Consider the following 21,448-nt stretch of genomic DNA (forward strand, 5'->3'; position numbering starts at 1 on the left):
TTTTTGCTAACCTATATAATAGACGTTTGTTGACACCTGTACCTATTTCCCCATGTCTGCTAAGGATCAATTCCATGATCTAGTTAAGGATGCTCTAATCAATGACGGTTGGATCATTACTCACGATCCTTATCGCATTGATCTGGGTTTTACCGATCTCTACATTGATTTGGGGGCAGAACGCCTGATTGCTGCTGAACGCAATAATGAAAAAATAGCTATTGAAGTTAAAAGCTTTCTATCAACTTCAAGAATTTCAGAATTCCATGGTGCAATTGGGCAGTTTATTAACTATCGTCTTGCCTTAGAAGATGAGGAGCCTGATCGAACACTTCATCTTGCGGTTCCTAACACTATTTACAGTGCTTTTTTCAGTTATCCCTTCATACAAAAGTCGATCAAGCGTAATCAGGTTCCTATTGCAGTTTATGATATTTCGCAACCCAGGATTACTCAATGGATAAACTAGAGGTATATCGACAGCACATTCAGGACTTGCTTAAAAAACGCGCCAGTATTAAGTCGGCGAATCCGGCTATGGAAACCCAGCTCATTTTTGATACCGAACGGGATCATTACCAGATGGTTCATACCGGTTGGAAAAATAACACCACACGTATTTATGGGTGTTCTGTACATGTCGATATTAAAGATGGCAAGATTTGGATACAGCATGATGGGTCGGAGATTGCGATCGCAGATCAGTTAGTTGAGCTAGGGGTACCAAAGCAGGATATTGTCTTGGCCTATCAGGCACCCATAATGAGGCAGTATACCGAGTTTGCCGTGGGGTGAGCCCATAAGCTGAACGCGCACGCGTGGGCGTAGCGCATTAGCTGATAGCTTTCCTTGATTCCTTGATCTGAGGCTTTTGATATGGTTTTCCCGTTGCCAGATAAATACATTGACCTACTCACCGATTTCGGTTTTAAGCGCGTCTTTGGCACTGAGCCAAACAAGGCACTGTTGATCGACTTCTTGAATACTCTGTTGCCTCCCCATCATCAGATTCAGGATGTCACCTTTAAGAATCCGGAGTTCTTGGGCAACACCTTAGTGGATCGAAGAGCTATCTTTGATATTTATTGTCAGAGCGAGACCGGTGAACGCTTCATTGTCGAAATGCAGAAGGCCAAGCAAAATTTCTTTAAGGATCGCAGTGTCTATTATTCCACTTTCCCCATCCAAGAACAGGCTCAACAGGGATATTGGAATTATGAGCTAACGGCAGTTTATACCGTTGGCATTTTAGATTTTGTATTTGACGATCATAAGCACGAGTCGGAACTGTTGCATGTGGTGGAGCTAAAAAATCAGCGGTGTGAAGTGTTCTATGACAAGCTCAAGTTTATCTACGTTGAACTACCCAAATTTACTAAGTCTGTTGATCAACTAGAAACCCATTTTGACAAGTGGTTATTTTTACTCAAACACCTAGCCCAGTTGAATGAACCCCCATTACCGTTGCAAGAGGATGTATTTGGCCAGCTATTTGAGGTGGCCGAGATTGCCAATTTCTCATCTGCGGAGCAATTCCGTTACCAAGATAGCCTGAAGGTCTATCGGGATATGAATAGTGTTGCCGAAACCTTGATTCAGGAAGGTAGACAACAAGAAAAACAGCAGATTGCTAAACAGATGAAGGCCGCAGGGTTACCCCTGAAGGATATTGCCCAATATACGGGGTTGAGCGTTGATGAGATAGATGGGTTGTAGGTTCAAACCGCTTCATCCAATCTTCGGATATGCAGAACCTCATTTTTCATTAATGGTTCAATTTGTGACTCTGAAACCACTAAAACGGCGATCGTTTCCCCGATCCCATTGAAAACTTCCAGACTATAACCATCCTCTCCGTCTTGTACTGGATGGTGATCGACAATCGTTGCAATATCCCCTTGCTGCAACTTATGCTTGGGAAAATCTTCCCGCAGAGCCACCCGTGAAAATAACTCAAATGCCATTATCTAGCCTCCTTATCTGGGTACAGGGTGATAAACTTTGTCTGTTGAGTTTCATGCTCTAGTACTGACTCTCCCTGTAGTAAGGTAAAGTTGTAACTTATATGAAACAGTGGTATCTATCCTCTAAAACTTGTTCTTGATGCTAAGGCCAGCTAAGTAATTCATAGACTCTGCCATGATTGCCAATCCTCAGTCCCAAAAAATGACTGTCGAAGCTTACTTGGAATGGGAACCACACCAAGAACTTCGATACGAATTTATTAATGGTGACATTTTCGCTATGACAGGTGGCAGCATCCCCCACAATGATATTGCGATTAATCTACTTGCTGCGCTACGTCCCCATGTTCGTCCCAAAGGCTGTCGCATCAATATTGCTGACGCTAAAGTAAAGGTTACCGAATCTATCTACCGTTATCCAGATGTGGTGGTGAGCTGCGATCAGCGAGATAGAATAGCGATTAACGCGATCCAATATCCAAAACTTATCGTTGAAGTGCTTTCCCCCGGTACAGAAGCTCTCGATCGGGGGAAAAAGTTCAAAGAATATCGCACTCTACCCAGCCTAGAAGAATACGTCCTGATCAGCTCTACCGAGATCAACGTCGAGATTTACCGGAGGGGCGAAGGGCGGTTGTGGCTATACACGGCATACGAAGCTGGAGATGTGATCACCCTACAGAGCGTTGGTTTTGAGTTTGCGATCGCACTGCTGTATGAGGATATCCCACTAGACCGGTGAGCTATCTGAGACTAAGGTTTGGTGGTGCGATCGCCCAAGCAATGATGAATACCTTCGCTCTAGCATATAATTTTACCAGAAAAGGTTCCTGTTTCTTTGAAAATCTCATGGCAAAGGATCGTTTCCACAATGCAGTGAGAACTGCCCTAGAAAAAGAGAACTGGGTAATTACTGCCAATCCCTATGAATTGAGTGTTGGGGGAGTCGATTTTGAAATTGATCTTGCCGAGCTAATCGCTGCAGAACGAGCAGGAGAAAAAATTGCTGTGGAAATTAAAAGCTTTATTGGTCGATCCGTTGTCTCCGATTTTCATACTGCCCTTGGGCAATGCATCAATTATCAATTTGCTCTAAATGAAGTTGATGCCCAACGTCATCTTTACCTTGCCATTCCTGAAACAATTTACCAATCTTTTTTTCAGCGACGCTTTGTACGATCAGTAATTGATAAGACTCAAATCAATTTACTTATCTATGACCAAACTCAGGAGGTTATTCAGCAATGGCTATAGAAGAATCTGTAGCACAATATCGTCAGTGGATTCAGCAATTACTTCTAGAACGAGCCAATCGCAAACCCACCTTCCCGGAAATTGAAACCCAAGCAGTGTTGGACACCGAACGAGATCATTATCTGTTACTGCACACTGGCTGGAAAGATAACCGTCGCACCCACGGATGTAGCCTCCACTTAGATATCAAAAATGGTAAAATCTGGATTCAGCATGATGGCACCGAAATTGGCATTGCTACCCAATTGCTTGAACTGGGTGTTCCGGCTGACGATATTGTGCTTGGCTTCCACTCCCCCAACATGCGCCAATACACTGAGTTTGCCGTTGATTAACTAGATTTTCGCGGCAGTTGTCGAAAGCAGGCAATAGGCATGCTAGCAATAGGCATGCTAGCAATAGGCAATAGGGCAAAGAAAACCTCAGTTTTATTGGACAATAAAAAAAGACCATACAGGTTTACATCTCAACTACAAACCCTATAGAATTCTAATAATAATGAATTCTCTCCCATTGAGGAATTCTTCAGTTCATCTAGGGTGGGCAGTGCACCAGACAGATAATAAAGCTTACAAACCGCATTGGTAGGCACTGCCCACCCTACGATTAATGACTGACTGCTGATAGCTGTTGGCGTAGCCTGCGCGTAGCGCATATGCTTACTATTAAGAACATTAGGAATTAAAGCCATGAGTAGTTCCAATCAAAAACACTATAAAAGAATCGGGAGGATCTATGATGATTTGTGGAGTTACTCGGAAGATTATATTAGATTTATGGGGTTAAAAATCATTGAATATTTACGCTTAACCTCAACAGATAGTCTTGTGGATTTAGGCTGCGGTACAGGACTTTTTACCCAATCAATTCCGAAGGAAATACAGTTAGATAATCCGATTATCTGCGTGGATCCTTCTCAAGAGATGCTCTCACAAATCCCCTTAAGCCCTCAATACCAAATTAGGGCAGTAGATGCGATTACTTTTGTCTCTGAAACCTCAGGTTATAATAAGGTCTATATGAAGGAAGCGATTCATCATATAGACAATAAAGAATTACTATTTAGTAGTTTGTTTCAAAAGCTAACTAGTGGAGGAATTTTCTTGCTAATCCTTCTGCCTCCTACTATTGAGTATCCTTTATTCAAGAAAGCTTTAGAGCGATATGAAAGAAGGCAGCCTAACTATAACGATCTAACTAGTTTACTTGAAAAAGTCGGCTTCAACGTCTCAGTTGATTTTGTTGAATATCTTCAGTCAATTCCTAAAGAACAATACTTGAAAATGGTAGCAAATCGCTATATGTCCTTACTGTCATTATTTGATGATCAACAGTTACAGGAAGGTCTAGCAGAAATCTCAGAAAAATATGCTCAACAATCTATCCTTGAATTTCCTGACCGTTTTGTTTTTATTACAGCAAGTAAGTAGTTAAGCTATCAGCTATCAGTTATCAGCTATCAGCTATACCAAAGGGAACAGGGAACAGGGAACAGGGAACAGGGAGTAGGGAGTAGGGAGTAGGGAGTAGGGAAAAGGGAACAAAAATTATCGCAATTCCTACACGGATTGGTATATCAGCTATCAGCTATCAGCTATCAGCTAAAGGCCTTGACCATAGGCCACGCTGCGCGAACGCGAATGGCCACGCTACGCGAAAAGCTATCAGCTTATGCGCTACGTGTTGCATCGCTACTCCCTACTCCCTGTTCCCTATTCCCTGTTCCCTATTCCCTTTGCTGTAGTCGCGATCGCGCAGCGTGCGCGTAGCGCAATCGCATCAGCTCTAGCATTCAATCGCTTCAGTAAGGTTGTATGGGAGAGATTGGGATCATCCTCAAGATTGACCAGACCAAAACTAATCGGGGGTGTATGACCGGGTAAATCTACCCAACGATACCAGGTATAACCGACAAGAGCGGGATGAGTCAAAGCCCTGGCTAAGGACTTAGCGCCATTACGCATCATCCGTGACCTTTCGGAAAAGCCGTCTTCTGGTTCATCTGGTAAGGCTCGTTGAGTAAACCTGGTGTGTCCCCAACTAAACTCACTGTTGAGCACTGGCAATTTTGTAGCTTGGTAGTATAGGTCTATCCGCTCATACATGTTGTAGCGATAATTGTTAGCAGATACCACATCTACCCAAGGTCTTTTGATGGCGGAAAATACAGCATCAGAAGGAGGTGCCCCAAACCGACATCCCAGGATTAAATGGTTATGGTCATAGCGGTGAATGGCTGCTGCAGTTTCCTGAAAATAGCGTCGAGCAAATTCTGCTTGAAAAGCATTCTGATCCACTAAGTAGCCTTTAGAAACAATCCCTTGTTTTGTCTTAGTCAATTCTTTAATCGTGTCTCTAGATTCAATCGGGACCTGCCAATCTTTAGCTAACTGCTCTAAACTATTACCATGGCGCTTTAAAACAAAATCCCAGGCAGCACTATAGGCGGGTTTTTCTGGATTGAGGCTAAGGCAAAATTGTAGTAAGGATGCCTTGGCGAGCTTGGTGAGCAACAACTCTGGGTTAACCTTTCGGTCTGGTGTTTCAGCGTGTGCCCAATTAAGTTCATTGTCAGTAAAATATCCCACTAGCAGCTTACTACTTGCCACCGGTGCTACGATTTCCTTAGCTTTAGCATCAATCCCTTCAATCCATTTTGGATCAAACACATCCGGTAACTTTAGCTTCCTGTCATCAACCCTAAGTTCGCTGTCTGGAGCAGCTTTGACAAAATTTAGGATAACCGTGTAGGGCATACCCTGATCCCACAATTGAGGTGGGGTCCATGCTCCTAGGGCATTAAAATTCCAGCTCCGCAGCCGCTCAAAGGTAGCTTCCCGAAAGGCAGCGGGGTCTTGACCATATTTATCCTCGACAACCGGAACATAGGGGTCAGGATAGCCAAAGTTAACGGAGGTGACACCCCGGTAAAGAAAAGGTTTGCCATCCGGGTCAATGAACCACCAACGACCTTTGTGGGATTTGCCAACTCGGAAAAAATCCTGCTGACCTATTACTGTTTCGGTCTTGATGCGTACTTGGGCAAGAGGACTAGCAGCTTGGGAGGCAAGAATACTATTGGGTAGGGCAGAGCTCAGCAGTACGATCACTGCTGAGAGGATGAATAGAATAAATCGGGATAATACTTTCCAATGTCGCATTTGAGTTTTGTTAATGCCTGATTGAGATCCCCCTATGCTTGATAAGGGTAACTTTTGAATCTATAGCGGTTTCCAGCCTAATTAGGTACACAGGATTTTTACCTGATTCCTATACAATGTTTCCTAAAACCCAAAAAATTTTACCTCACCTAATTTCAAAAAATATATCCTCAAATTTAATAAAATTACTCAGAATCATTAAAGTCACTGGCATCTAAATCAAGTTGTCCCTTTCTGTTATCAACAAGCTTATTAAAATTACACATAAACTGATCCCATGTATCAGAAACCTGAAGTAGAGTTATCACAGAAGTTAACTGAGATCTCAAATGCAAATCACCAACATCCTCAGTTAAACTTTGGAAAAATCTGGCTTTATAGTTACCAGAACTAGTCTTAGGGGTTTTACTTTTCAATTCTTCTAAGACACCTGGCGGTAATTGTTGATAAACAAGTTTGTTAGTCCAAGTTCCAACAACACTAGGACGTTTTTTAATCCCCTTTACGGTAAAATCCCACCCTCTTAATCTAAATATTTCCCTGTAATAAACATCAGGAAAAGTTTTTTGCCAAGCTCGTAATTCCTCGCTTACATACTTGTCTATAAGTGTTTGAAGTTCATTATTTTCTCTCTCATACTGATACCCCGTTGCCTCATCTATTAAAGCAATTAAGCCTAGCTTAGCAAAACTTCTAACTATAATTTCGCATTGTTCAGCTATTATTGTTTGCCTTTCTCCTAGTTGAATATGCCTTCTAGCTTCTAAAAAAGCATCACAAATATCCAAAAGAGCATAAGCTTCATAGCCATTTATAGGTTTATTCCCTTGGTAACAATTAATAGGCTCAAGATGTCCCTGTTTTTTAGCCTCACTTAAAAAAGGCTCTAAACTTTTTTGATTTAAATACCTAGACAACCGTGAACCAGTAAGCTGAGGAAAATCATCAGTCATGCTTAATGCTGATTGCATCCCCCTTCCAGAAAGAACCCTTCTTCCATCCTCTAAAACATAACAATCAACACTAAATTTGCCTAACTTTATTTGTCCAGAATGAGTTACTTGCACCATAAAGATTAAGTATAATTTTAAAAAAGCTTAACAAATTTCCAGAAGTTTTGATCTGGATGCATCAGAAGTCCACTTAATAGTTAACAAAGTCAACTGTCTTACCCGTGGTCTGGGTTGAAGTCCTTGCATACAAATGGTTTCAGCATTTTTGCTTAACGAATCTCCAGCAGTCGTGCTCCGGATGCATCAGAAGTCCACTTAGTAGTTCACAAAGTAAACTGTCCTACCCGTGGTTTGGGTTGAAGCCCTTGCATACAAATCCACAAAGTAAAAGGTATAAGGGAACAGGGAGAGAAAAACAAGATTGAATTATAAATATATAAATATAGTGGTTTTCAATTAGGTGAGGTACAAATTTTTGGGTTTTAGGAAACAGGGAACAGGGAACAGGGAAAAAATCCTGTGTACCTCATTAGGCTAGAAACCGCGATAATTCCCCCCTTTATTAAGGGGGGTTAGGGGGGATCTATGTACAGAATTACAAAGGTGAGATGCTCCCACTTTCCAATGTTTTGCCAAACCGACACCCTGGTAAAATACTCACGTATCTATTACTATCAGCTTACCATGTCTACCGAAACTAATTCCCAGACTAAGAACACTACAGGTGCTGATGCGGTTGATGACGCGATCGCAAAGGGAATTGATTTAGATGGCTCCCCAATCCCCAAAGCTAAGTTAGACCTTTACACTCAAGTGATGGGGTTGGAAGCTCAACGGCAACGGAGCGGTGTCAGCAATACCATGAGATCCAGAATTGTGCGGATTGGAGCGAAGCACATTTCTCAAGCAGAACTCAATCAAATGCTGCTCGATGCTGATTTTACGCCTCTTAAAGACAAAGAGATTGCTTTTTACTACGGACCTAAGTAGGATAGCAAAGGGAATCGGGAGTCGGGAATCGGGAGTCGGGAACAGCGATGCAGTGCTATTGCCTTTTGCCTTTTGCCTCTTGCCTTTCCCGTAGCGCTATAAATATTAATAGGGTTGGCGAATTAGCTCAGATGTGTAGCAATTCGCCAACCCTATTTGCTGATCGCTGATCGCTGATCGCTGATAGCTTAATGCTTACCAGCAAACACCCTAAACTAAGTTAATACTTACCTGCTCCAATACTGTGGAAATTGCTTGAATCAAAACTTGGGAATTCTCTGCCACAGTTGCAGTAATTTCCCTGGTCATGGGTAAGCTATCTACTACGATACCGGTACACAATAACATCATGTAGAGAATTGAGTACTTAAACATAGACCGGGCAAGTTGATTGTCTGTAGGTTCCTTAAGGAGCAACCATGCTTTTTTGATAAAAATACTGCCCAAAAGAATAGCAACTATTCCATAAACGACGCCCGATTCTCCTAAGGGATAGATCAACAATAGGGAGGTGGGGACGACTAATAAGGTGTAATACCAAATTTGACGAACAGTAACCTCTTCACCAGCTACTACCGGTAACATCGGTATCCCAACTTTGGCGTAATCCTCGTGAATCATTAACGCTAACGCCCAGAAGTGAGGGGGTGTCCACAAGAACACAATCAGAAATAGTAACCAAGGGGCCCAACTCAATTCTCCTGTCACCGCAGCCCAACCCACTAGGGCTGGAATTGCTCCTGCTGCACCACCAATGACGATGTTTTGGGCAGTGTGGCGCTTGAGGATATGAGTGTATATGAGCATATAGAAGATAATGCCAGATAGCGCTAGTAAGGCACTAAGGAGATTAGCGAAGACTGTTAGCAGGGTGAACGAGAGTATTGCTAATGCGATCGCAAACAGCAAGGCATCACGAGGCTGCACTTTCCCAGAAGGAATGGGACGGTGGCGGGTGCGCAACATTTCATAGTCGATATCACGGTCATAGATGCAGTTAAGTACTTGGGCAGATGCTGCGGCCAAAGTCCCACCGACCAGGGTAACTAGCAATAATATGGGATCGACTTGTCCATCGGATGCCAACCACATCCCTGCTGCTGTCGTAATTAATAGTAGTGGAATAATTCGAGGCTTTGTTAGTTGATAGTAACTTTGAATAACCTCTCTTATGTTTTCATGTTGACGGGTTAAACTAGTCCCAAGCATTCAATTCACCAATTCCTTCTCTAAAAAGTCTCAAGTGTTAAGCATGTTCGTCCTTAGGGTTCCCGTAGGGTAGGAGGAAGCATTAAGGATGAAGGACCAAGGGTGAAGTTTGAAAGATAACAACATAGGGGTTGTTGAGCAACCAATTCATGGTATACTTCTTATGGTCTAATCTTTTCCAGAGGTGCGACCCGTGGCGAATTTAATTCTTAATGGTAAGAGCGCACCTATAGCATCGTTAGCAACAACAAGTAGACCAACAAGTAGACCGACAATTAGACCAACAAGTAGATAACGGTCCCCAGATCATAGTTTCAAGATGGGATCCCCTAGCGGCTCAATCTTCCGATTCTATTTAGCTGATCTACAACTTATAAAACCGGACTTGATAGTTTACTTGCCAGCTATCACACTGGATACGTCACACTTAATCCTTCACACTTCATACTTCATACTGACTTTGACACTCCACACTTGCGCGGTCACGTAAGGCCAAGACTGTAAACCCTACCAGTACTCCTAATAATGCTGCTCCCACTGCTTGATGGCAGATAGTTAGTAGTTCCACTTGTAGCCTTAACCGGAAGGTAGCAACACCGAGGAGTATCTGTAAAACTACCAAGCTAGCAGCGAGATTAGCTAACTTTCGCAGTAATGGATGTAGGGCTGGTGTCCGGGATGCTATCACCACGACGGAGACAGTTGCTACGGTCGCTGGCACCACACCAGCAATATGGCTATTCATCACGGTACACAGCTGTGATCCGCCAAAACACTGATGCACTGCCCAGCGGGAAGCGACTAGTCCACCTAATAGACTTTGTAGATAAACAAAAATCACTGCGGTTAAGCTCAGCCAAGGTAACTTCCCAACTGAACCTGTCCCTTGATAGCGGGTCAGCAGTGTACCAATCACGATTAGAGTTGAGAAAAATAGCAGTGCTGTTCCTAGATGAGCAGTGACGATATCAAACCGGAGCAGTTCTGTAACCGTCAGTCCCCCCAGGACTCCTTGGAAAATAATTAGCCCTAGAGCAAATGTGGATATCCAGGGCAGCCAGTTGGGTAAATCCCGCCGATGCCACCAAGATAAGCTAGCGAGAGCGATCGCACTAATACCAATCAAGGATGCATCAAGGCGGTGAAACCACTCTAAAAATACTTGCAAATTCATCTGCTGGCTTGGCACGAGCTGACCATAGCATAAGGGCCAGTCTGGGCAAGCCAGACCAGCATTCATCACCCTGGTAGCACTGCCTACTGCCATCAACAGCAGGGTTGCGATCGCAATTTTCCACACCAAGCTCCGAATCCTGGCCTGAGGCTGGCTAAGGTTGTTGGAGGTTACATCATTCTGATTCTGATCAAGAGCCGATTGAGCTATAGCCATCTGCAATAGGAAAATGCAAACTAAGTTAATCAAATCCTGAGTAGTGGCTCATTTTCGTTGGTAGAAGATTGCCAATCTCAAGGATCATCTCTATTCCTATACCACTGTAACCAGCCTTTTCCTAGATTTCTGTAGCTTTAGAGATTTTTCAGATTGCTACTCCCCTGCCCTAAAGGGTCACAGTTACTTAGACTCAATGATTTACTATTGATTTACTTTTTTATATTTTTTTTAGCTATGTTAAGTTTTATTGAATAAAATCTTAAGTTTTCTGAAAATTTTTCAGGTGCTGGGCTAGTGATCCTAAAAAAAAGTCTAAAAATCTCAAGGTTTGACCCAATCAATTGTTTAACTGCTTTACCTTAGTTAATAGAGCGAGCTTGGCTAGCTCTATATCCTCTACTCACACCCCTCACTGGTAGCAGACCATCAGAATTGTTGTCTGTGTGGTCTCTAATGTGGGAATTATGGGGGGGGAGTAGCTCACCAGAAGGCTGATTTTCTTCAAAAATATAGCCATGGCCTGACATTCTAGGACACTAAATCGGTTCGTGCCTCGCCTGCCTTAATAATCCCTGTTACTTTTGTTGATATAAGTATTCAACCCTAATCTCGTGAACATTCCAAGCCAAATTTCAACCCTTATTGCTGGCATTTTCATAACCCTGATTAGTCTCTGGTACGGTCAGAATCATGGACTTATGCCAGTAGCCGCCTCCTCAGAAGCCGGTGATGTAGATGGTCTGTTCAACTTGATGATGACCATTGCCACTGGTCTATTTATCCTCATCCAAGGGGCACTTATCCTAATAGTCATCAAATTTCGTAGACAAAAAAATGACCAAACTGATGGGCCATCGACCCATGGCAACATCCCCCTAGAGATGCTTTGGACCGCAATCCCCACGGTGATTGTCTTTGTCCTAGCTGTCTATAGCTTTGAGGTCTACAACGCTATGGGAGGCTTGGATCCGATGGCTTCTCATGACCACCATCACCAAGAGATTGCCCACAATCATCAGATGTCACCATCTGGGCAAGAGGGGAATGAAAATCTGATTGCCATGGTTCCAGGTCAAGGCACAGTTGCCCTAGGTATTGGAGCGCCTCCAGGACAAGAAGGTCAAGGTGAACCCCTAGAGGTTAATGTCGCTGGTATGCAGTATGCCTGGATTTTCACCTACCCTGAAACCGGTGTTATGTCTGGGGAGATGCATGTCCCAGTTGGACAACCGGTTAAGCTGAATATCGAAGCTAACGATGTGATCCACGCCTTCTGGTTGCCAGAGTTTCGGATTAAGCAAGATGCTATCCCAGGTCGGACTAGTCAACTAGGATTTACAGCAACTAAAGTGGGTGATTACCCGATCATCTGTGCTGAACTCTGCGGGTCCTACCATGGAGGAATGAAAACCAGGTTAATCGTTGAAACACCGGAAGAGTATCAAGCCTGGGTTCAGGAAAATCAATTCGCTAGTGCAGACACCATGGAAAAAGCGGTGGCTGTTAATCCTACTACCATGTCAGAGGGTGAATTCTTGGCTCCCTATGCCTCTGAAATGGGTATTGATTCCCAAACTCTCCAACACCTAGACCACTCTCACCATCATCCTGCAATTATCAAATAAGTTCATCACTTAGAAGTTAGAAGTTAGAAGTTAGAAGTTAGAAGTTAGAATTAAGAGTTTAGAATTCAGAAGTTAGAAGTTAGAATTAGTTCAGTCTAAAGTCTACAGTCTTAATTATCCATTCTTAATTCTTAATTCTTAATTCTTAATTCTCTTGATTAACTATTGCCTATTGCCTATTGCCTATTGCCTATTGCCTCTTGCCTATCCTTTTAGTCCATCACACCTCCACTATCCCATGACGACGCAAGTAGAAAAACCGGAATCTGTCAAAGATGCTGGTCATGTTGAAGAACATGAGCGGCGTTGGCAAGATTACTTCACCTTCAATACCGACCATAAAGTGATTGGGATTCAATACCTGGTCACTTCATTTGTGTTCTATTTCATCGGTGGCGCATTAGCTGGATTAATTCGCACTGAGTTGGCCACCCCAGACCCGGATTTATTGAGCCCTTTAACCTACAACCGAGTGTTCACCATGCACGGAACAATTATGTTGTTCCTATGGATTATCCCGGCTGGTGCTGCTTTTGCTAACTATCTGATTCCCTTGATGATTGGGGCAAAGGATATGGCATTCCCCAAGCTAAATGCGGTGGCATTCTGGATGAATGCTGTGGGGGGTTTGCTGTTAATGAGTAGTTTTTTCGTAGGTGCTCCCGAAGCTGGTTGGACCTCTTACCCCCCTTTGAGCTTGATTAGTTCTCAGGTGGGTGAAGAAATTTGGATTTTGAGCATCCTGGTGATCGGGACTTCCTCAGTGCTAGGGGCGCTTAACTTCTTCACCACTATTGTGAAGATGCGCACACCTACCATGACTATTCATGATATGCCTCTGTTTTGCTGGGCAATGTTAGGAACCTCAATCCTAGCTTTGATTGGTACTCCAGTCCTAGCAGCAGCGTTAATTTTCCTGTCCTTTGATTTAATTGCTGGCACCAATTTCTTTAACCCGACTGGAGGAGGAGACCCAATTGTTTACCAGCACATGTTCTGGTTTTACTCCCACCCGGCGGTGTACATCATGGTGCTACCGTTCTTTGGGGTAATCTCCGAAATCCTACCGGTACATGCCCGTAAGCCGGTTTTTGGCTATCGTGCGATCGCATACTCCAGTATGTTGATTTGTTTCCTAGGATTAATTGTCTGGGCTCACCATATGTTCACTAGTGGCACTCCTGGTTGGTTGCGGATGTTCTTTATGGCTGCCACCATGCTGATTGCTGTGCCCACAGGGATTAAGGTGTTTAGCTGGGTGGCAACGATTTGGGGCGGAAAAATTAGCTTAAATAGTGCCATGCTCTTTGGTATGGGCTTTATCTCGGCATTTTTGATTGGGGGTCTCAGCGGTGTCATGCTCGCTTCCGTTCCCTTTGATGTCCATGTCCATGACACTTATTTCATTGTGGCTCACTTCCACTACGTTCTATTTGGTGGTAGTGTGCTCGGATTATTTGGCGCAGTTTATCACTGGTTCCCCAAAATGACCGGGCGAATGGTCAACGAAACCTTAGGACGCATTCACTTTGTGTTGACCTTCATTGGTCTAAACATGACCTTCTTGCCGATGCATGAGCTTGGTCTATTGGGTATGAACCGTCGGGTTGCTATGTACGACCCCCAGTTTCAAAGCCTCAACATGATCTGCACTATTGGCTCCTATCTTCTAGCGGTTTCTACCATACCCTTTGTGATTAACATCCTCTGGAGTGTGAACCGTGGTAAAATTGCTGGTCGCAATCCTTGGAGAGCTCTGACATTAGAGTGGCAAACTACATCTCCTCCTGCTATTGAGAACTTTGACGAGGAACCAATTTTGTGGTCCGGTCCTTACGAATACGGTATCGACAGTTATAGTGTTGACACCGATAAACAGGTCGAGGAGTTGCTCGTTGAAGTTAAAGGAGATGTTGGGTAAGTGTGGGTTAATAGGTTGAAGGTTTGAAGGTTGAAAGTTTGAAGGTTGAAAGTTTGAAGGTTGAAGGTTGTTTGGTTGAAGGTTGAAGGTTGTTTGGTTGAAGGTTGAAGGTTGTTTGGTTGAAGGTTGAAGGTTGTTTGGTTGTTCGCCTTTGGCGTTGCCTTCGGGTAGGTTATTTGGTTGCTGGTTGCTGGTTAATGGTGCCTGCTTATGATCCCAACCTGCTAACCTTAAACCGATTAACCTGCTAACCTTAAACCTACTAACTTTAAATCTAATAACTTGAAACCTTCAACCAAAACAACTTTCAACCAAAACAACTTTCAACCTGTTAACCTTCAACCTGTTAACCTTCAACCTGTTAACCTTCAACCTGCTAACCTTCAACCTGCTAACCTTGGCCAAAGGCCACGCTACGCGAACAACCTGCTAACTTACTCTAAAGGAATTTATGCAAGGCTCAACGATAGATCCGTCTAAAACTAGCCTCAACTATCATCATGAGGTTGAGGCGGCAGAGGTACATCACGAGGAGCATCCGGATTTTCGGATGTTTGGTTTGGTGGTGTTTCTGGCTGCTGATAGTATGACATTCTTGGGAATGTTTGCCGCTTTTTTAATTTATAAAGCGACCATGCCAGCTTGGCCTCCAGAGGGTACAGAATTAGAATTATTGGTGCCAACAATTAACACCATCATCCTGATTACTAGTAGTTTCGTCATGCACCGGGGCCAGAGTGCTATTAAAAAGAATGATGTCTCTGGTTTGCGACTCTGGTTTGGAATCACTGCTCTGATGGGTGCGATGTTCTTAGCAGGACAAGTCTATGAGTACACCCATGTAGACTTTGGTCTGACTACTAACTTATTTACCAGTTCTTTCTTTGCCTTAACTGGTTTCCATGGTCTTCATGTTAGTTGTGGACTGGCGTTGATTTTGTTTGTGTTATTGCGATCGCTAAATTCAAAGCACTACTCCAGTGAAGAGCATTTTGGTGTAGAAGCCGCAGAACTCTACTGGCACTTCGTTGATGTGGTGTGGATTGTTCTGTTTGTAATTGTGTATTTGATAAATTAGTTTTCGCCACAGTTTGGTTAACAAAGTTTTGATGCACTCACCCCCCAATTGGGGGGATTTTTTTTTGAAGGTTTGGAGCAGGGAGCAGGGAGCAGGGAGTAGGGAGCAGGGAACAGCGGATCTGGGAACAGTTGAAGTAGGGTGTGTTAGGGGCGGACTTGCCCTTATTTTTCGCCTCGTGGCCAGGGTTGGGATAGCTGGTCTGGAAATGAAACGGGCAAGATGCCCGTTCCACCAAGATGCCTGTTTATGGATGGTGGTAGCGCTAATCCAAACAGCACAGGTGAATTTAACCCGTTGGATTCCTTATAATTTTAATCAATCACTTAGGATTTCTATAGTAGGGAAGGATGTCATCTTGTTTAGGAAAATTTCGAGATAAAAATACCATGATAACGGCAAACGATATAGCTGCTACAATTGCTTTTTGGCCTAATAATGGTTCCATTGAAGCTTGATAATCGTTTATCGAAATTAATTCACCGTTTGATATACTATAGTATTGTCCAATCATAAAAATTGTCCAAATAGTATTGTGAAGAATATGACAAAGGATTGGGACTATTAAGTTGCCAGTCTTAAAGTAGAGAACACAATATATAGTTCCGGCAATGAACAAATATACAATATCGAATCGAAAATGGTAAATTGCAAATAATAAAGATGAGGTTAATATTCCGGCTTTGATACCCCATTTCATTGCCCACTTCTGCCAGGGTAATCGCATTGAACTTGGTATAAATTGTACTTGACAAAAGAAACAAAGAGTGGAATAAAACTTTCCGACAATCAAGGCTGTGTTGCACAACTGACGAAGCTACCATAATAGGGAAGAACAATTCCCATTTCCAGGTCACTAATCATGGCAAAAGGCTTTGGCAAGGGCGTTATGACATCCATTGAAGAACCAGAGGCAGAAATCCTCAGAAAAAGCGTCATTAAGCATTTTCAACATTTGCAAGACCCGAGAGTGGGTTCAAGGAAAGCTCATAGTCTAGTGGCAATTATCACCATAGCCAACAAGCGCCATACTCTCAGGAGCGGAGGGGTTTGTGGGAATAGAAACCTATGGAAAAGCAAAGCTTGAGTGGCTAGAGAAATTTCTGGAAATACCCAATGGAATTCCTTCACACGATACCTTTGGAAGAGTATTGTCCCAGCTAGAGCCAGAGGAACTCAACCACAGCTTCCTCAATTGGATTAGCAGCATCACAGAGAAATTAAATCTGGAGATGATTCATATAGATGGTAAGACAGCCAGAGGCTCCTATGACCGGGAAAAGAAGCTCAAAGCGTTGCATAGTGTCAGCGCCTGGAGTAGTGAGCATAGTTTAGTGCTAGCAAGCGCAAAAAGTAGAGAGCAAGTCCAATGAAATGACCGCAGTGCCACGAAGGCTGTTGTTGCTCAACCTCAAGGGAGCTGTAGTCACCTTGGATGCTATGGGTACTCAAATAGAGATTGTCCAGGAAATCCAGCGGGGAGAAGGGGACTATGTCCTGGCTCTCAAAGGTAATCAAGGTCAGCTCTGTGACCAGGTAAAAGCTTGGTTTGACCAAGCTCAAGCTCACCATTGGCAGGGGATTGACTACAGCTATGATCAAACGACTGAAAGTGGGCATCATCGCCTGGAAACCCGGGAAGTTTGGGCAGTGCCAGTAACTCAATTACCACCTTTACATCGCCAAAATCAGTGGTTGGGTTTAACCACAGTGGTGATGGTTCGCTCTTACAGACAATTATGGAACAAAACAACCACAGAGGTGAGGTTGTACCTCAGTAGCTTGGAAGCGGATGCCCAGCGGCACAATCAAGTGATTCGCTCCCACGCTTTGTATTGAAAATAGCTTACATTGGGTTCTTGATGTCACCTTTGATGAAGATGCCAGTCGAGTACGTCAGGGTCATGGTGCAGAAAACCTGGGCTTGTTGCGTCGTTTGAGTGTCAATTTACGTGGATCGTGAACCCTCCAAGCAGAGTTTGAAGATGAAGCGTTACAGGGCGCTTGATGGACAATAACTCAGTAATGAAAATCCTGGCTGCTAGCGTGGCTGAGTCATAGGGTAGCTTAGTCCAGTGGCGAAACTAGATCGAGGTAAAGAATATTCTCCAATAGCTCAGCAATGATCTCCATGTTGCACAAAGCTCAATTTTATCTAGCTTTGTGCGCTTTATAACTCGCCTTGTGCTGTCAAGTTTCCGGTCATTTTACAGTAATTTTATCACTCGATTCCAATGCGATTACCCTGCCACTTCTGCAAGATTATCCCACGACAAATAAGCTCTTCCAACAATGGAGCACAAACAATTGCCGAAAAGCTCCCAAATAGTATCCCTATAACATTTGTGAAGTATGATTCATTAATGAAGTATTCAACATAATCTGGAAAAATAAATGAAATATAATATAAATTAAGCGAATTAAAGCCCCAAGCAAAAGTATATTTAAAAAAAACTATTAAAATAATTCAATTTACATTATTTTTGTGCTTTAAAATTCCCAAATTAAAAATACCAAAGTTTCTTAAATCGAATCCAACTCTTCGGAGCTCTATAAATAAAAATAATCCGATAAATAACCATATAACTACACTTATTACTGTGTTAAAATTGGCCTTTTCAATAATCTCATTAAAATCTCTGTTCTTCACCAAGCAAAACAATCCGACTATTGTCAAGATGTAAATTGGGAAACCTAGAAACCAAAATAATAAAAACTCAGGGATATTAAGCTTATTAAAAGGGTGATTTATTGAGTCTTTAGCCAAGGACTCTTCTGAATAAAATTTATTTCTCTTTGTCGGAAAAAGTAATAAGACTGATAAGCCCCAAATACTTAATAATCCTAACCATCCCCAATTACTGGCATATCCCTTGTCGTGAATATATAGACGGCACCCTTTTAGAAGAGGCACATATCCATATAATAGTAATCCTAAGATAATTAAAATAATGAGTAGCTTTAAAGATGGAGATAATGAGTAGAAAAAACTTTTAAAATTTTCTAAAAGTAATCCAAGAGTTAATAACGGAATAAACTGTAAAGCTAATCCCAAAATAATTAGGTTGATAGAGTTATTTTTGGAATTGGTATTCTTGATGTTCATTGGCTCGGTAGGTAATATACTATAATCGTTTCATACCAATGGCATAGAGAGGATTGACAAAAACAGAGGGAGTGGGCAAGCTTGAAAACAGAAACCACTCATCAGTTATCAACATGGCAATAATTAACTTCCCTATCCAGAAAGCCCTGTGGGATAGCTGATGTCAAGTGGTTAATTGGAGCCACTTTGGACATCTAACCACCTGTATTGGCATAATGATAGCCCTGATAGAAACAAGCAGCGTGAAGAAACAGCATGACAAACGTCTTGATCCCCTTGAATTCCAACTGCAAACACCACTACTATTCTTACTACCTTTTTGTACTCAATCAGGATTATTTGGTTAAAGGTTGTTCGCCTTTGGCGTTGCCTTCGGGTAGGTTAACCGGTTTAAGGTGATCTTAATTGACTAGAATAAGGATTCTCATAGTAATTAGATACACAATATTTTTTCCCGATTCCCGATTCCCGATTCCCGATTCCCGATTCCCGATTCCCGACTCCCTACTCCCTACTCCCTATTCCCTATTCCCTTGACTAAATGATTACCCCTATTCACAGATTCCTAACAACTCCTTGTAACAAACGATTTACTCCTCAAGTTATCTTTTGGTTTAGCCTCAGCCTAACCTTTACGGTAGTGTATAGTCTGCTAGCACTAAGGGAAGCATTCAGCGGTGAGTATATTGTCCAAGATGATGCACGACAACATATATTTTGGATGATGCGATTTCTTGATCCAGAGCTGTTTCCTAAGGATTTAATTGCTGATTACTTTCAAACGGTTGCTCCAGCTGGCTACACTACAGTCTATCGAGTGATAGCAGCATTGGGTGTTAATCCATTGCTATTTAACAAACTCTTACCGGTAGTGTTGAATCTGGTTAGCGCTAGCTATTGCTTTTGGGTATGTCTGGAATTGTTGCCAGTACCGGCAGCTGCCTTTAGTGCTACCCTGTTGCTGTCTCAAGCGTTGGGTATGACTGATACGGTGGTGTCTGGAACACCGAAGGCGTTTGTCTATCCCCTATTGTTGGGGTTTATGTATTACCTAGTGCGGGGGTCATTGTGGTTTTGTTTGGGTGCGATCGCACTCCAAGGTCTATTCTATCCCCAGTTAGTATTTATCTCTTCCGGTACCTTAGTTTTACGACTATTTGAATGGCGCAATGGTAAGTTAGGGTTATCCCAAGAGCGACGTTGGTTGTGTCTGGCCGGTTTGATAGTAGCCTTTTTGGTGATGCTACCCTATGCTCTCAAAACCAATGAGTTTGGTCCAGTGATTTCTGTCGCTGAAGCCAGACAGTTACCAGAGTTTTTTCCAGGGGGGCGATCGCGTTTTTTTTATGACGATGATCCTGCTAAGTTTTGGTTCAAAGGCAGAAGTGGAATTCGTCTGACTTCGATTCTTACTCCAGCGACTAATGCAGCGGGATTTTTACTGTTGCTCTTGCCCTTATTTCCCAATAAATTTCCCTTAGTAAAGCAGATCAGTAATGAAATTACCCTGTTGCTCCAGATGGTGATAGCATCTCTCGGGATGTTTGTTGCTGCTCATGTTTTGCTATTTAAATTACATCTTCCTAGTCGCTATACTCAACATAGTCTGAGAGTAGTCATGGTGCTAAGTGCTGGCATAGTTTTTATCATTCTGATTGATAGCGTATTTAAGTGGGCAAGTCAGCCTAGTCAAAGCGGGTTTTCTGGGACTTTTTCTATACCTAAAGTAATTGCTCTAGCAACTACTACGATAATTGCAGCAGCCTTACTATTATATCCTAGTTTTGTGGATAATTTTCCCATTACTGCGTATAAAGTCGGGGATACTCCATCCTTGTATAATTTTTTTCAACAACAACCGAAAGATAGCTTAATTGCTTCTCTGTCTCCAGAGATGAATAATATCCCCACCTTTGCTCAGCGTTCGGTTTTGGTAGCCAGTGAGTATGCTATTCCTTACCACGTCGGATATTATCAGAAATTTCGACAACGAACTCTAGACTTAATTGATGCTCAATATAGTGCTAATATGTCCGTTGTTAAGGAGTTTATTAAAACCTATGATATTGATTTTTGGGTACTAAACCCAATTGAGTTAAAGGCTGATGCTATTAAAGATCGCAAGTGGTTGAAGCAGTATCAGCCAGCAGCTAATCATGCTATTCAACAACTTGAACAAGGCATAAAACCTGCTTTGGAAGAAGTGATGGCATCTTGTTCGGTGTTTGAAACTCAGGGATTGGTGGTTTTGGAGGCGAAATGTATTGTTAGGGAGTAGGGAGTAGGGAGTAGGGAGTAGGGAGTAGGGAGTAGGGAGTAGGGAATAGGGAGTAGGGAGTAGGGAGTAGGGAGTAGGGAGTAGGGAGTAGGGAGTAGGGAGTAGGCAAAAGGCAACAGGGAAACAATATTGTTTTCTTCAGCTATTAAAAAACTGCTATATTACTTGATTGAAATTGATTAAATTACTGCTCCATAAATTTCGTAAATAGCTAATCGTTAAACTTGCCAAAAATAAAATTATTTATTTCTTAAATACTGTAAATAAATCAAAAACTCATCTTGACATGTTTGTTGTTATTAGTAATAATAAAAATGTCTGGTCTTTCGATATGATTATCGGACAAAAAGCCGCGCTTGAGACCATCATTCGAACAGCGCGGCTTATTCCCCAAGGACATTGGAGATAATTCCATGATGCCAAATAAACGCTCAACTGATCATGCTATCTATCTAAAATGTCGCGATAGCGTTACAATTTAAATTTTGTTTGTATCTTGTCTACCCAGGTGATTAG

General features: G+C 42.5%; 25 protein-coding genes and 1 pseudogene. 16 read left to right on the plus strand and 10 right to left on the minus strand.

Features of this window, described 5'->3' with window-relative positions:
* The first annotated feature begins 52 nt into the window (after positions 1-52).
* From BJP37_RS08230 to BJP37_RS08240, 3 genes are all read left to right on the plus strand, one after another.
* Positions 53-469 carry an element excision factor XisH family protein gene (locus tag BJP37_RS08230; protein ID WP_075897916.1) on the plus strand — a complete coding sequence of 139 codons (417 nt, stop codon included), beginning with the start codon at positions 53-55 and terminating at the stop codon, positions 467-469.
* The gene (locus BJP37_RS08235; RefSeq protein ID WP_075905881.1) at positions 457-795 is read left to right on the plus strand and encodes a XisI protein; all 339 of its coding nucleotides are present in this window, start codon (positions 457-459) and stop codon (positions 793-795) included. The genes BJP37_RS08230 and BJP37_RS08235 overlap by 13 nt, the downstream gene beginning before the upstream one ends.
* A gap of 81 nt (positions 796-876) precedes the next feature.
* Complete coding sequence (locus tag BJP37_RS08240) at positions 877-1,716, plus strand: Rpn family recombination-promoting nuclease/putative transposase (protein WP_075897918.1); 840 nt, start codon at positions 877-879, stop codon at positions 1,714-1,716.
* A 2-nt stretch (positions 1,717-1,718) separates the two neighbouring features.
* Here BJP37_RS08240 and BJP37_RS08245 read toward each other — a convergent pair whose 3' ends face one another.
* The gene (locus tag BJP37_RS08245) at positions 1,719-1,964 is read right to left on the minus strand and encodes a DUF4926 domain-containing protein (protein WP_075897920.1); all 246 of its coding nucleotides are present in this window, start codon (positions 1,962-1,964) and stop codon (positions 1,719-1,721) included.
* A gap of 175 nt (positions 1,965-2,139) precedes the next feature.
* On the opposite strand from BJP37_RS08245, the gene BJP37_RS08250 reads away from it, so the two are divergent.
* The 3 genes from BJP37_RS08250 (at position 2,140) to BJP37_RS08260 (ending at position 3,553) form a co-directional block, all read left to right on the plus strand.
* Entirely contained in the window at positions 2,140-2,706 is a 567-nt protein-coding gene (locus BJP37_RS08250) for a Uma2 family endonuclease (protein WP_075897922.1), read from the plus strand.
* A gap of 107 nt (positions 2,707-2,813) precedes the next feature.
* Positions 2,814-3,218: a XisH family protein gene (locus BJP37_RS08255; RefSeq protein WP_075905883.1), complete on the plus strand. Its 405-nt coding sequence runs from the start codon at positions 2,814-2,816 to the stop codon at positions 3,216-3,218.
* Positions 3,209-3,553 (plus strand): XisI protein, encoded by a 345-nt coding sequence (locus tag BJP37_RS08260; RefSeq protein ID WP_075897924.1) that lies wholly within the window; start codon positions 3,209-3,211, stop codon positions 3,551-3,553. The genes BJP37_RS08255 and BJP37_RS08260 overlap by 10 nt, the downstream gene beginning before the upstream one ends.
* A 131-nt stretch (positions 3,554-3,684) precedes the next feature.
* On the opposite strand, the gene BJP37_RS08265 is transcribed toward BJP37_RS08260, so the two are convergent.
* Positions 3,685-3,909: a hypothetical protein gene (locus BJP37_RS08265; protein WP_075897926.1), complete on the minus strand. Its 225-nt coding sequence runs from the start codon at positions 3,907-3,909 to the stop codon at positions 3,685-3,687.
* On the opposite strand from BJP37_RS08265, the gene BJP37_RS08270 reads away from it, so the two are divergent.
* The gene (locus BJP37_RS08270; protein WP_075897928.1) at positions 3,908-4,648 is read left to right on the plus strand and encodes a methyltransferase domain-containing protein; all 741 of its coding nucleotides are present in this window, start codon (positions 3,908-3,910) and stop codon (positions 4,646-4,648) included. The two genes, BJP37_RS08265 and BJP37_RS08270, sit on opposite strands and share 2 nt — an antisense overlap.
* A gap of 138 nt (positions 4,649-4,786) precedes the next feature.
* Positions 4,787-4,987, plus strand: a complete 201-nt coding sequence (locus BJP37_RS35945) for a hypothetical protein (protein WP_143727522.1) — start codon at positions 4,787-4,789, stop codon at positions 4,985-4,987.
* On the opposite strand, the gene BJP37_RS08275 is transcribed toward BJP37_RS35945, so the two are convergent.
* Both BJP37_RS08275 and BJP37_RS08280 read right to left on the minus strand, forming a co-directional pair.
* Positions 4,931-6,379 carry a hypothetical protein gene (locus BJP37_RS08275; RefSeq protein WP_075897930.1) on the minus strand — a complete coding sequence of 483 codons (1,449 nt, stop codon included), beginning with the start codon at positions 6,377-6,379 and terminating at the stop codon, positions 4,931-4,933. The genes BJP37_RS35945 and BJP37_RS08275 overlap by 57 nt on opposite strands.
* A 185-nt stretch (positions 6,380-6,564) precedes the next feature.
* Complete coding sequence (locus BJP37_RS08280) at positions 6,565-7,449, minus strand: P63C domain-containing protein (RefSeq protein WP_075897932.1); 885 nt, start codon at positions 7,447-7,449, stop codon at positions 6,565-6,567.
* A 567-nt stretch (positions 7,450-8,016) separates the two neighbouring features.
* Here BJP37_RS08280 and BJP37_RS08285 point away from each other — a divergent pair.
* Entirely contained in the window at positions 8,017-8,322 is a 306-nt protein-coding gene (locus BJP37_RS08285; RefSeq protein WP_075905885.1) for a small RNA NsiR4-regulated ssr1528 family protein, read from the plus strand.
* A gap of 210 nt (positions 8,323-8,532) precedes the next feature.
* Here BJP37_RS08285 and BJP37_RS08290 read toward each other — a convergent pair whose 3' ends face one another.
* On the minus strand, positions 8,533-9,531 hold the full coding sequence (locus tag BJP37_RS08290) for a heme o synthase (RefSeq protein ID WP_075897934.1): 999 nt from the start codon (positions 9,529-9,531) through the stop codon (positions 8,533-8,535).
* A 442-nt stretch (positions 9,532-9,973) separates the two neighbouring features.
* Positions 9,974-10,921: a COX15/CtaA family protein gene (locus tag BJP37_RS08295; RefSeq protein ID WP_198953984.1), complete on the minus strand. Its 948-nt coding sequence runs from the start codon at positions 10,919-10,921 to the stop codon at positions 9,974-9,976.
* 614 nt (positions 10,922-11,535) lie between these two features.
* Here BJP37_RS08295 and BJP37_RS08300 point away from each other — a divergent pair.
* From BJP37_RS08300 to BJP37_RS08310, 4 genes are all read left to right on the plus strand, one after another.
* Positions 11,536-12,549, plus strand: a complete 1,014-nt coding sequence (locus tag BJP37_RS08300; RefSeq protein WP_075897936.1) for a cytochrome c oxidase subunit II — start codon at positions 11,536-11,538, stop codon at positions 12,547-12,549.
* Positions 12,550-12,787: 238 nt separating this feature from the next.
* The gene (ctaD, locus tag BJP37_RS08305; protein WP_075905889.1) at positions 12,788-14,470 is read left to right on the plus strand and encodes a cytochrome c oxidase subunit I; all 1,683 of its coding nucleotides are present in this window, start codon (positions 12,788-12,790) and stop codon (positions 14,468-14,470) included.
* 282 nt (positions 14,471-14,752) lie between these two features.
* Positions 14,753-14,950: a hypothetical protein gene (locus BJP37_RS35950; protein WP_143727523.1), complete on the plus strand. Its 198-nt coding sequence runs from the start codon at positions 14,753-14,755 to the stop codon at positions 14,948-14,950.
* On the plus strand, positions 14,922-15,548 hold the full coding sequence (locus tag BJP37_RS08310; RefSeq protein WP_075897938.1) for a cytochrome c oxidase subunit 3: 627 nt from the start codon (positions 14,922-14,924) through the stop codon (positions 15,546-15,548). The genes BJP37_RS35950 and BJP37_RS08310 overlap by 29 nt, the downstream gene beginning before the upstream one ends.
* Before the next feature lie 37 nt (positions 15,549-15,585).
* Here the strand turns inward: BJP37_RS08310 and BJP37_RS35955 are convergent, their stop codons facing one another.
* On the minus strand, positions 15,586-15,783 hold the full coding sequence (locus tag BJP37_RS35955) for a hypothetical protein (RefSeq protein ID WP_143727524.1): 198 nt from the start codon (positions 15,781-15,783) through the stop codon (positions 15,586-15,588).
* 87 nt (positions 15,784-15,870) lie between these two features.
* A complete protein-coding gene (locus BJP37_RS44540; protein ID WP_081431111.1) occupies positions 15,871-16,275 on the minus strand; it encodes a CPBP family intramembrane glutamic endopeptidase in 405 nt (134 codons plus the stop codon).
* Positions 16,276-16,437: 162 nt separating this feature from the next.
* On the opposite strand from BJP37_RS44540, the pseudogene BJP37_RS08320 reads away from it, so the two are divergent.
* Positions 16,438-17,566: pseudogene (locus tag BJP37_RS08320) on the plus strand (ISAs1 family transposase).
* Between the two features lie 449 nt (positions 17,567-18,015).
* On the opposite strand, the gene BJP37_RS08325 reads toward BJP37_RS08320, so the two are convergent.
* Entirely contained in the window at positions 18,016-18,603 is a 588-nt protein-coding gene (locus BJP37_RS08325; protein WP_143727525.1) for a hypothetical protein, read from the minus strand.
* Between the two features lie 456 nt (positions 18,604-19,059).
* Here BJP37_RS08325 and BJP37_RS43400 point away from each other — a divergent pair, with 456 nt between their 5' ends.
* A complete protein-coding gene (locus tag BJP37_RS43400; RefSeq protein WP_269086972.1) occupies positions 19,060-19,191 on the plus strand; it encodes a hypothetical protein in 132 nt (43 codons plus the stop codon).
* 4 nt (positions 19,192-19,195) lie between these two features.
* Positions 19,196-20,932, plus strand: a complete 1,737-nt coding sequence (locus BJP37_RS08330; RefSeq protein WP_075897944.1) for a hypothetical protein — start codon at positions 19,196-19,198, stop codon at positions 20,930-20,932.
* Here the strand turns inward: BJP37_RS08330 and BJP37_RS38785 are convergent.
* The gene (locus BJP37_RS38785; RefSeq protein ID WP_158069487.1) at positions 20,922-21,059 is read right to left on the minus strand and encodes a hypothetical protein; all 138 of its coding nucleotides are present in this window, start codon (positions 21,057-21,059) and stop codon (positions 20,922-20,924) included. The two genes, BJP37_RS08330 and BJP37_RS38785, sit on opposite strands and share 11 nt — an antisense overlap.
* Positions 21,060-21,448: the final 389 nt, after the last annotated feature.

It is taken from the genome of Moorena bouillonii PNG (assembly GCF_001942495.1).
Classification (GTDB): Bacteria; Cyanobacteriota; Cyanobacteriia; order Cyanobacteriales; family Coleofasciculaceae; genus Moorena; species Moorena bouillonii.

Excerpts from the sequence above, each read along its gene's own strand:
- BJP37_RS08230 (WP_075897916.1), top strand. The coding sequence starts at position 53 with ATGTCTGCTAAGGATCAATTCCATGATCTAGTTAAGGATGCTCTAATC.
- BJP37_RS08235 (WP_075905881.1), top strand. The coding sequence starts at position 457 with ATGGATAAACTAGAGGTATATCGACAGCACATTCAGGACTTGCTTAAA.
- BJP37_RS08240 (WP_075897918.1), top strand. The coding sequence starts at position 877 with ATGGTTTTCCCGTTGCCAGATAAATACATTGACCTACTCACCGATTTC.
- BJP37_RS08245 (WP_075897920.1), bottom strand. The coding sequence starts at position 1,964 with ATGGCATTTGAGTTATTTTCACGGGTGGCTCTGCGGGAAGATTTTCCC.
- BJP37_RS08250 (WP_075897922.1), top strand. The coding sequence starts at position 2,140 with ATGATTGCCAATCCTCAGTCCCAAAAAATGACTGTCGAAGCTTACTTG.
- BJP37_RS08255 (WP_075905883.1), top strand. The coding sequence starts at position 2,814 with ATGGCAAAGGATCGTTTCCACAATGCAGTGAGAACTGCCCTAGAAAAA.
- BJP37_RS08260 (WP_075897924.1), top strand. The coding sequence starts at position 3,209 with ATGGCTATAGAAGAATCTGTAGCACAATATCGTCAGTGGATTCAGCAA.
- BJP37_RS08270 (WP_075897928.1), top strand. The coding sequence starts at position 3,908 with ATGAGTAGTTCCAATCAAAAACACTATAAAAGAATCGGGAGGATCTAT.
- BJP37_RS08265 (WP_075897926.1), bottom strand. The coding sequence starts at position 3,909 with ATGGCTTTAATTCCTAATGTTCTTAATAGTAAGCATATGCGCTACGCG.
- BJP37_RS08275 (WP_075897930.1), bottom strand. The coding sequence starts at position 6,379 with ATGCGACATTGGAAAGTATTATCCCGATTTATTCTATTCATCCTCTCA.
- BJP37_RS08280 (WP_075897932.1), bottom strand. The coding sequence starts at position 7,449 with ATGGTGCAAGTAACTCATTCTGGACAAATAAAGTTAGGCAAATTTAGT.
- BJP37_RS08285 (WP_075905885.1), top strand. The coding sequence starts at position 8,017 with ATGTCTACCGAAACTAATTCCCAGACTAAGAACACTACAGGTGCTGAT.
- BJP37_RS08290 (WP_075897934.1), bottom strand. The coding sequence starts at position 9,531 with ATGCTTGGGACTAGTTTAACCCGTCAACATGAAAACATAAGAGAGGTT.
- BJP37_RS08295 (WP_198953984.1), bottom strand. The coding sequence starts at position 10,921 with ATGGCTATAGCTCAATCGGCTCTTGATCAGAATCAGAATGATGTAACC.
- ctaD (WP_075905889.1), top strand. The coding sequence starts at position 12,788 with ATGACGACGCAAGTAGAAAAACCGGAATCTGTCAAAGATGCTGGTCAT.
- BJP37_RS08310 (WP_075897938.1), top strand. The coding sequence starts at position 14,922 with ATGCAAGGCTCAACGATAGATCCGTCTAAAACTAGCCTCAACTATCAT.
- BJP37_RS44540 (WP_081431111.1), bottom strand. The coding sequence starts at position 16,275 with ATGCGATTACCCTGGCAGAAGTGGGCAATGAAATGGGGTATCAAAGCC.
- BJP37_RS08330 (WP_075897944.1), top strand. The coding sequence starts at position 19,196 with ATGATTACCCCTATTCACAGATTCCTAACAACTCCTTGTAACAAACGA.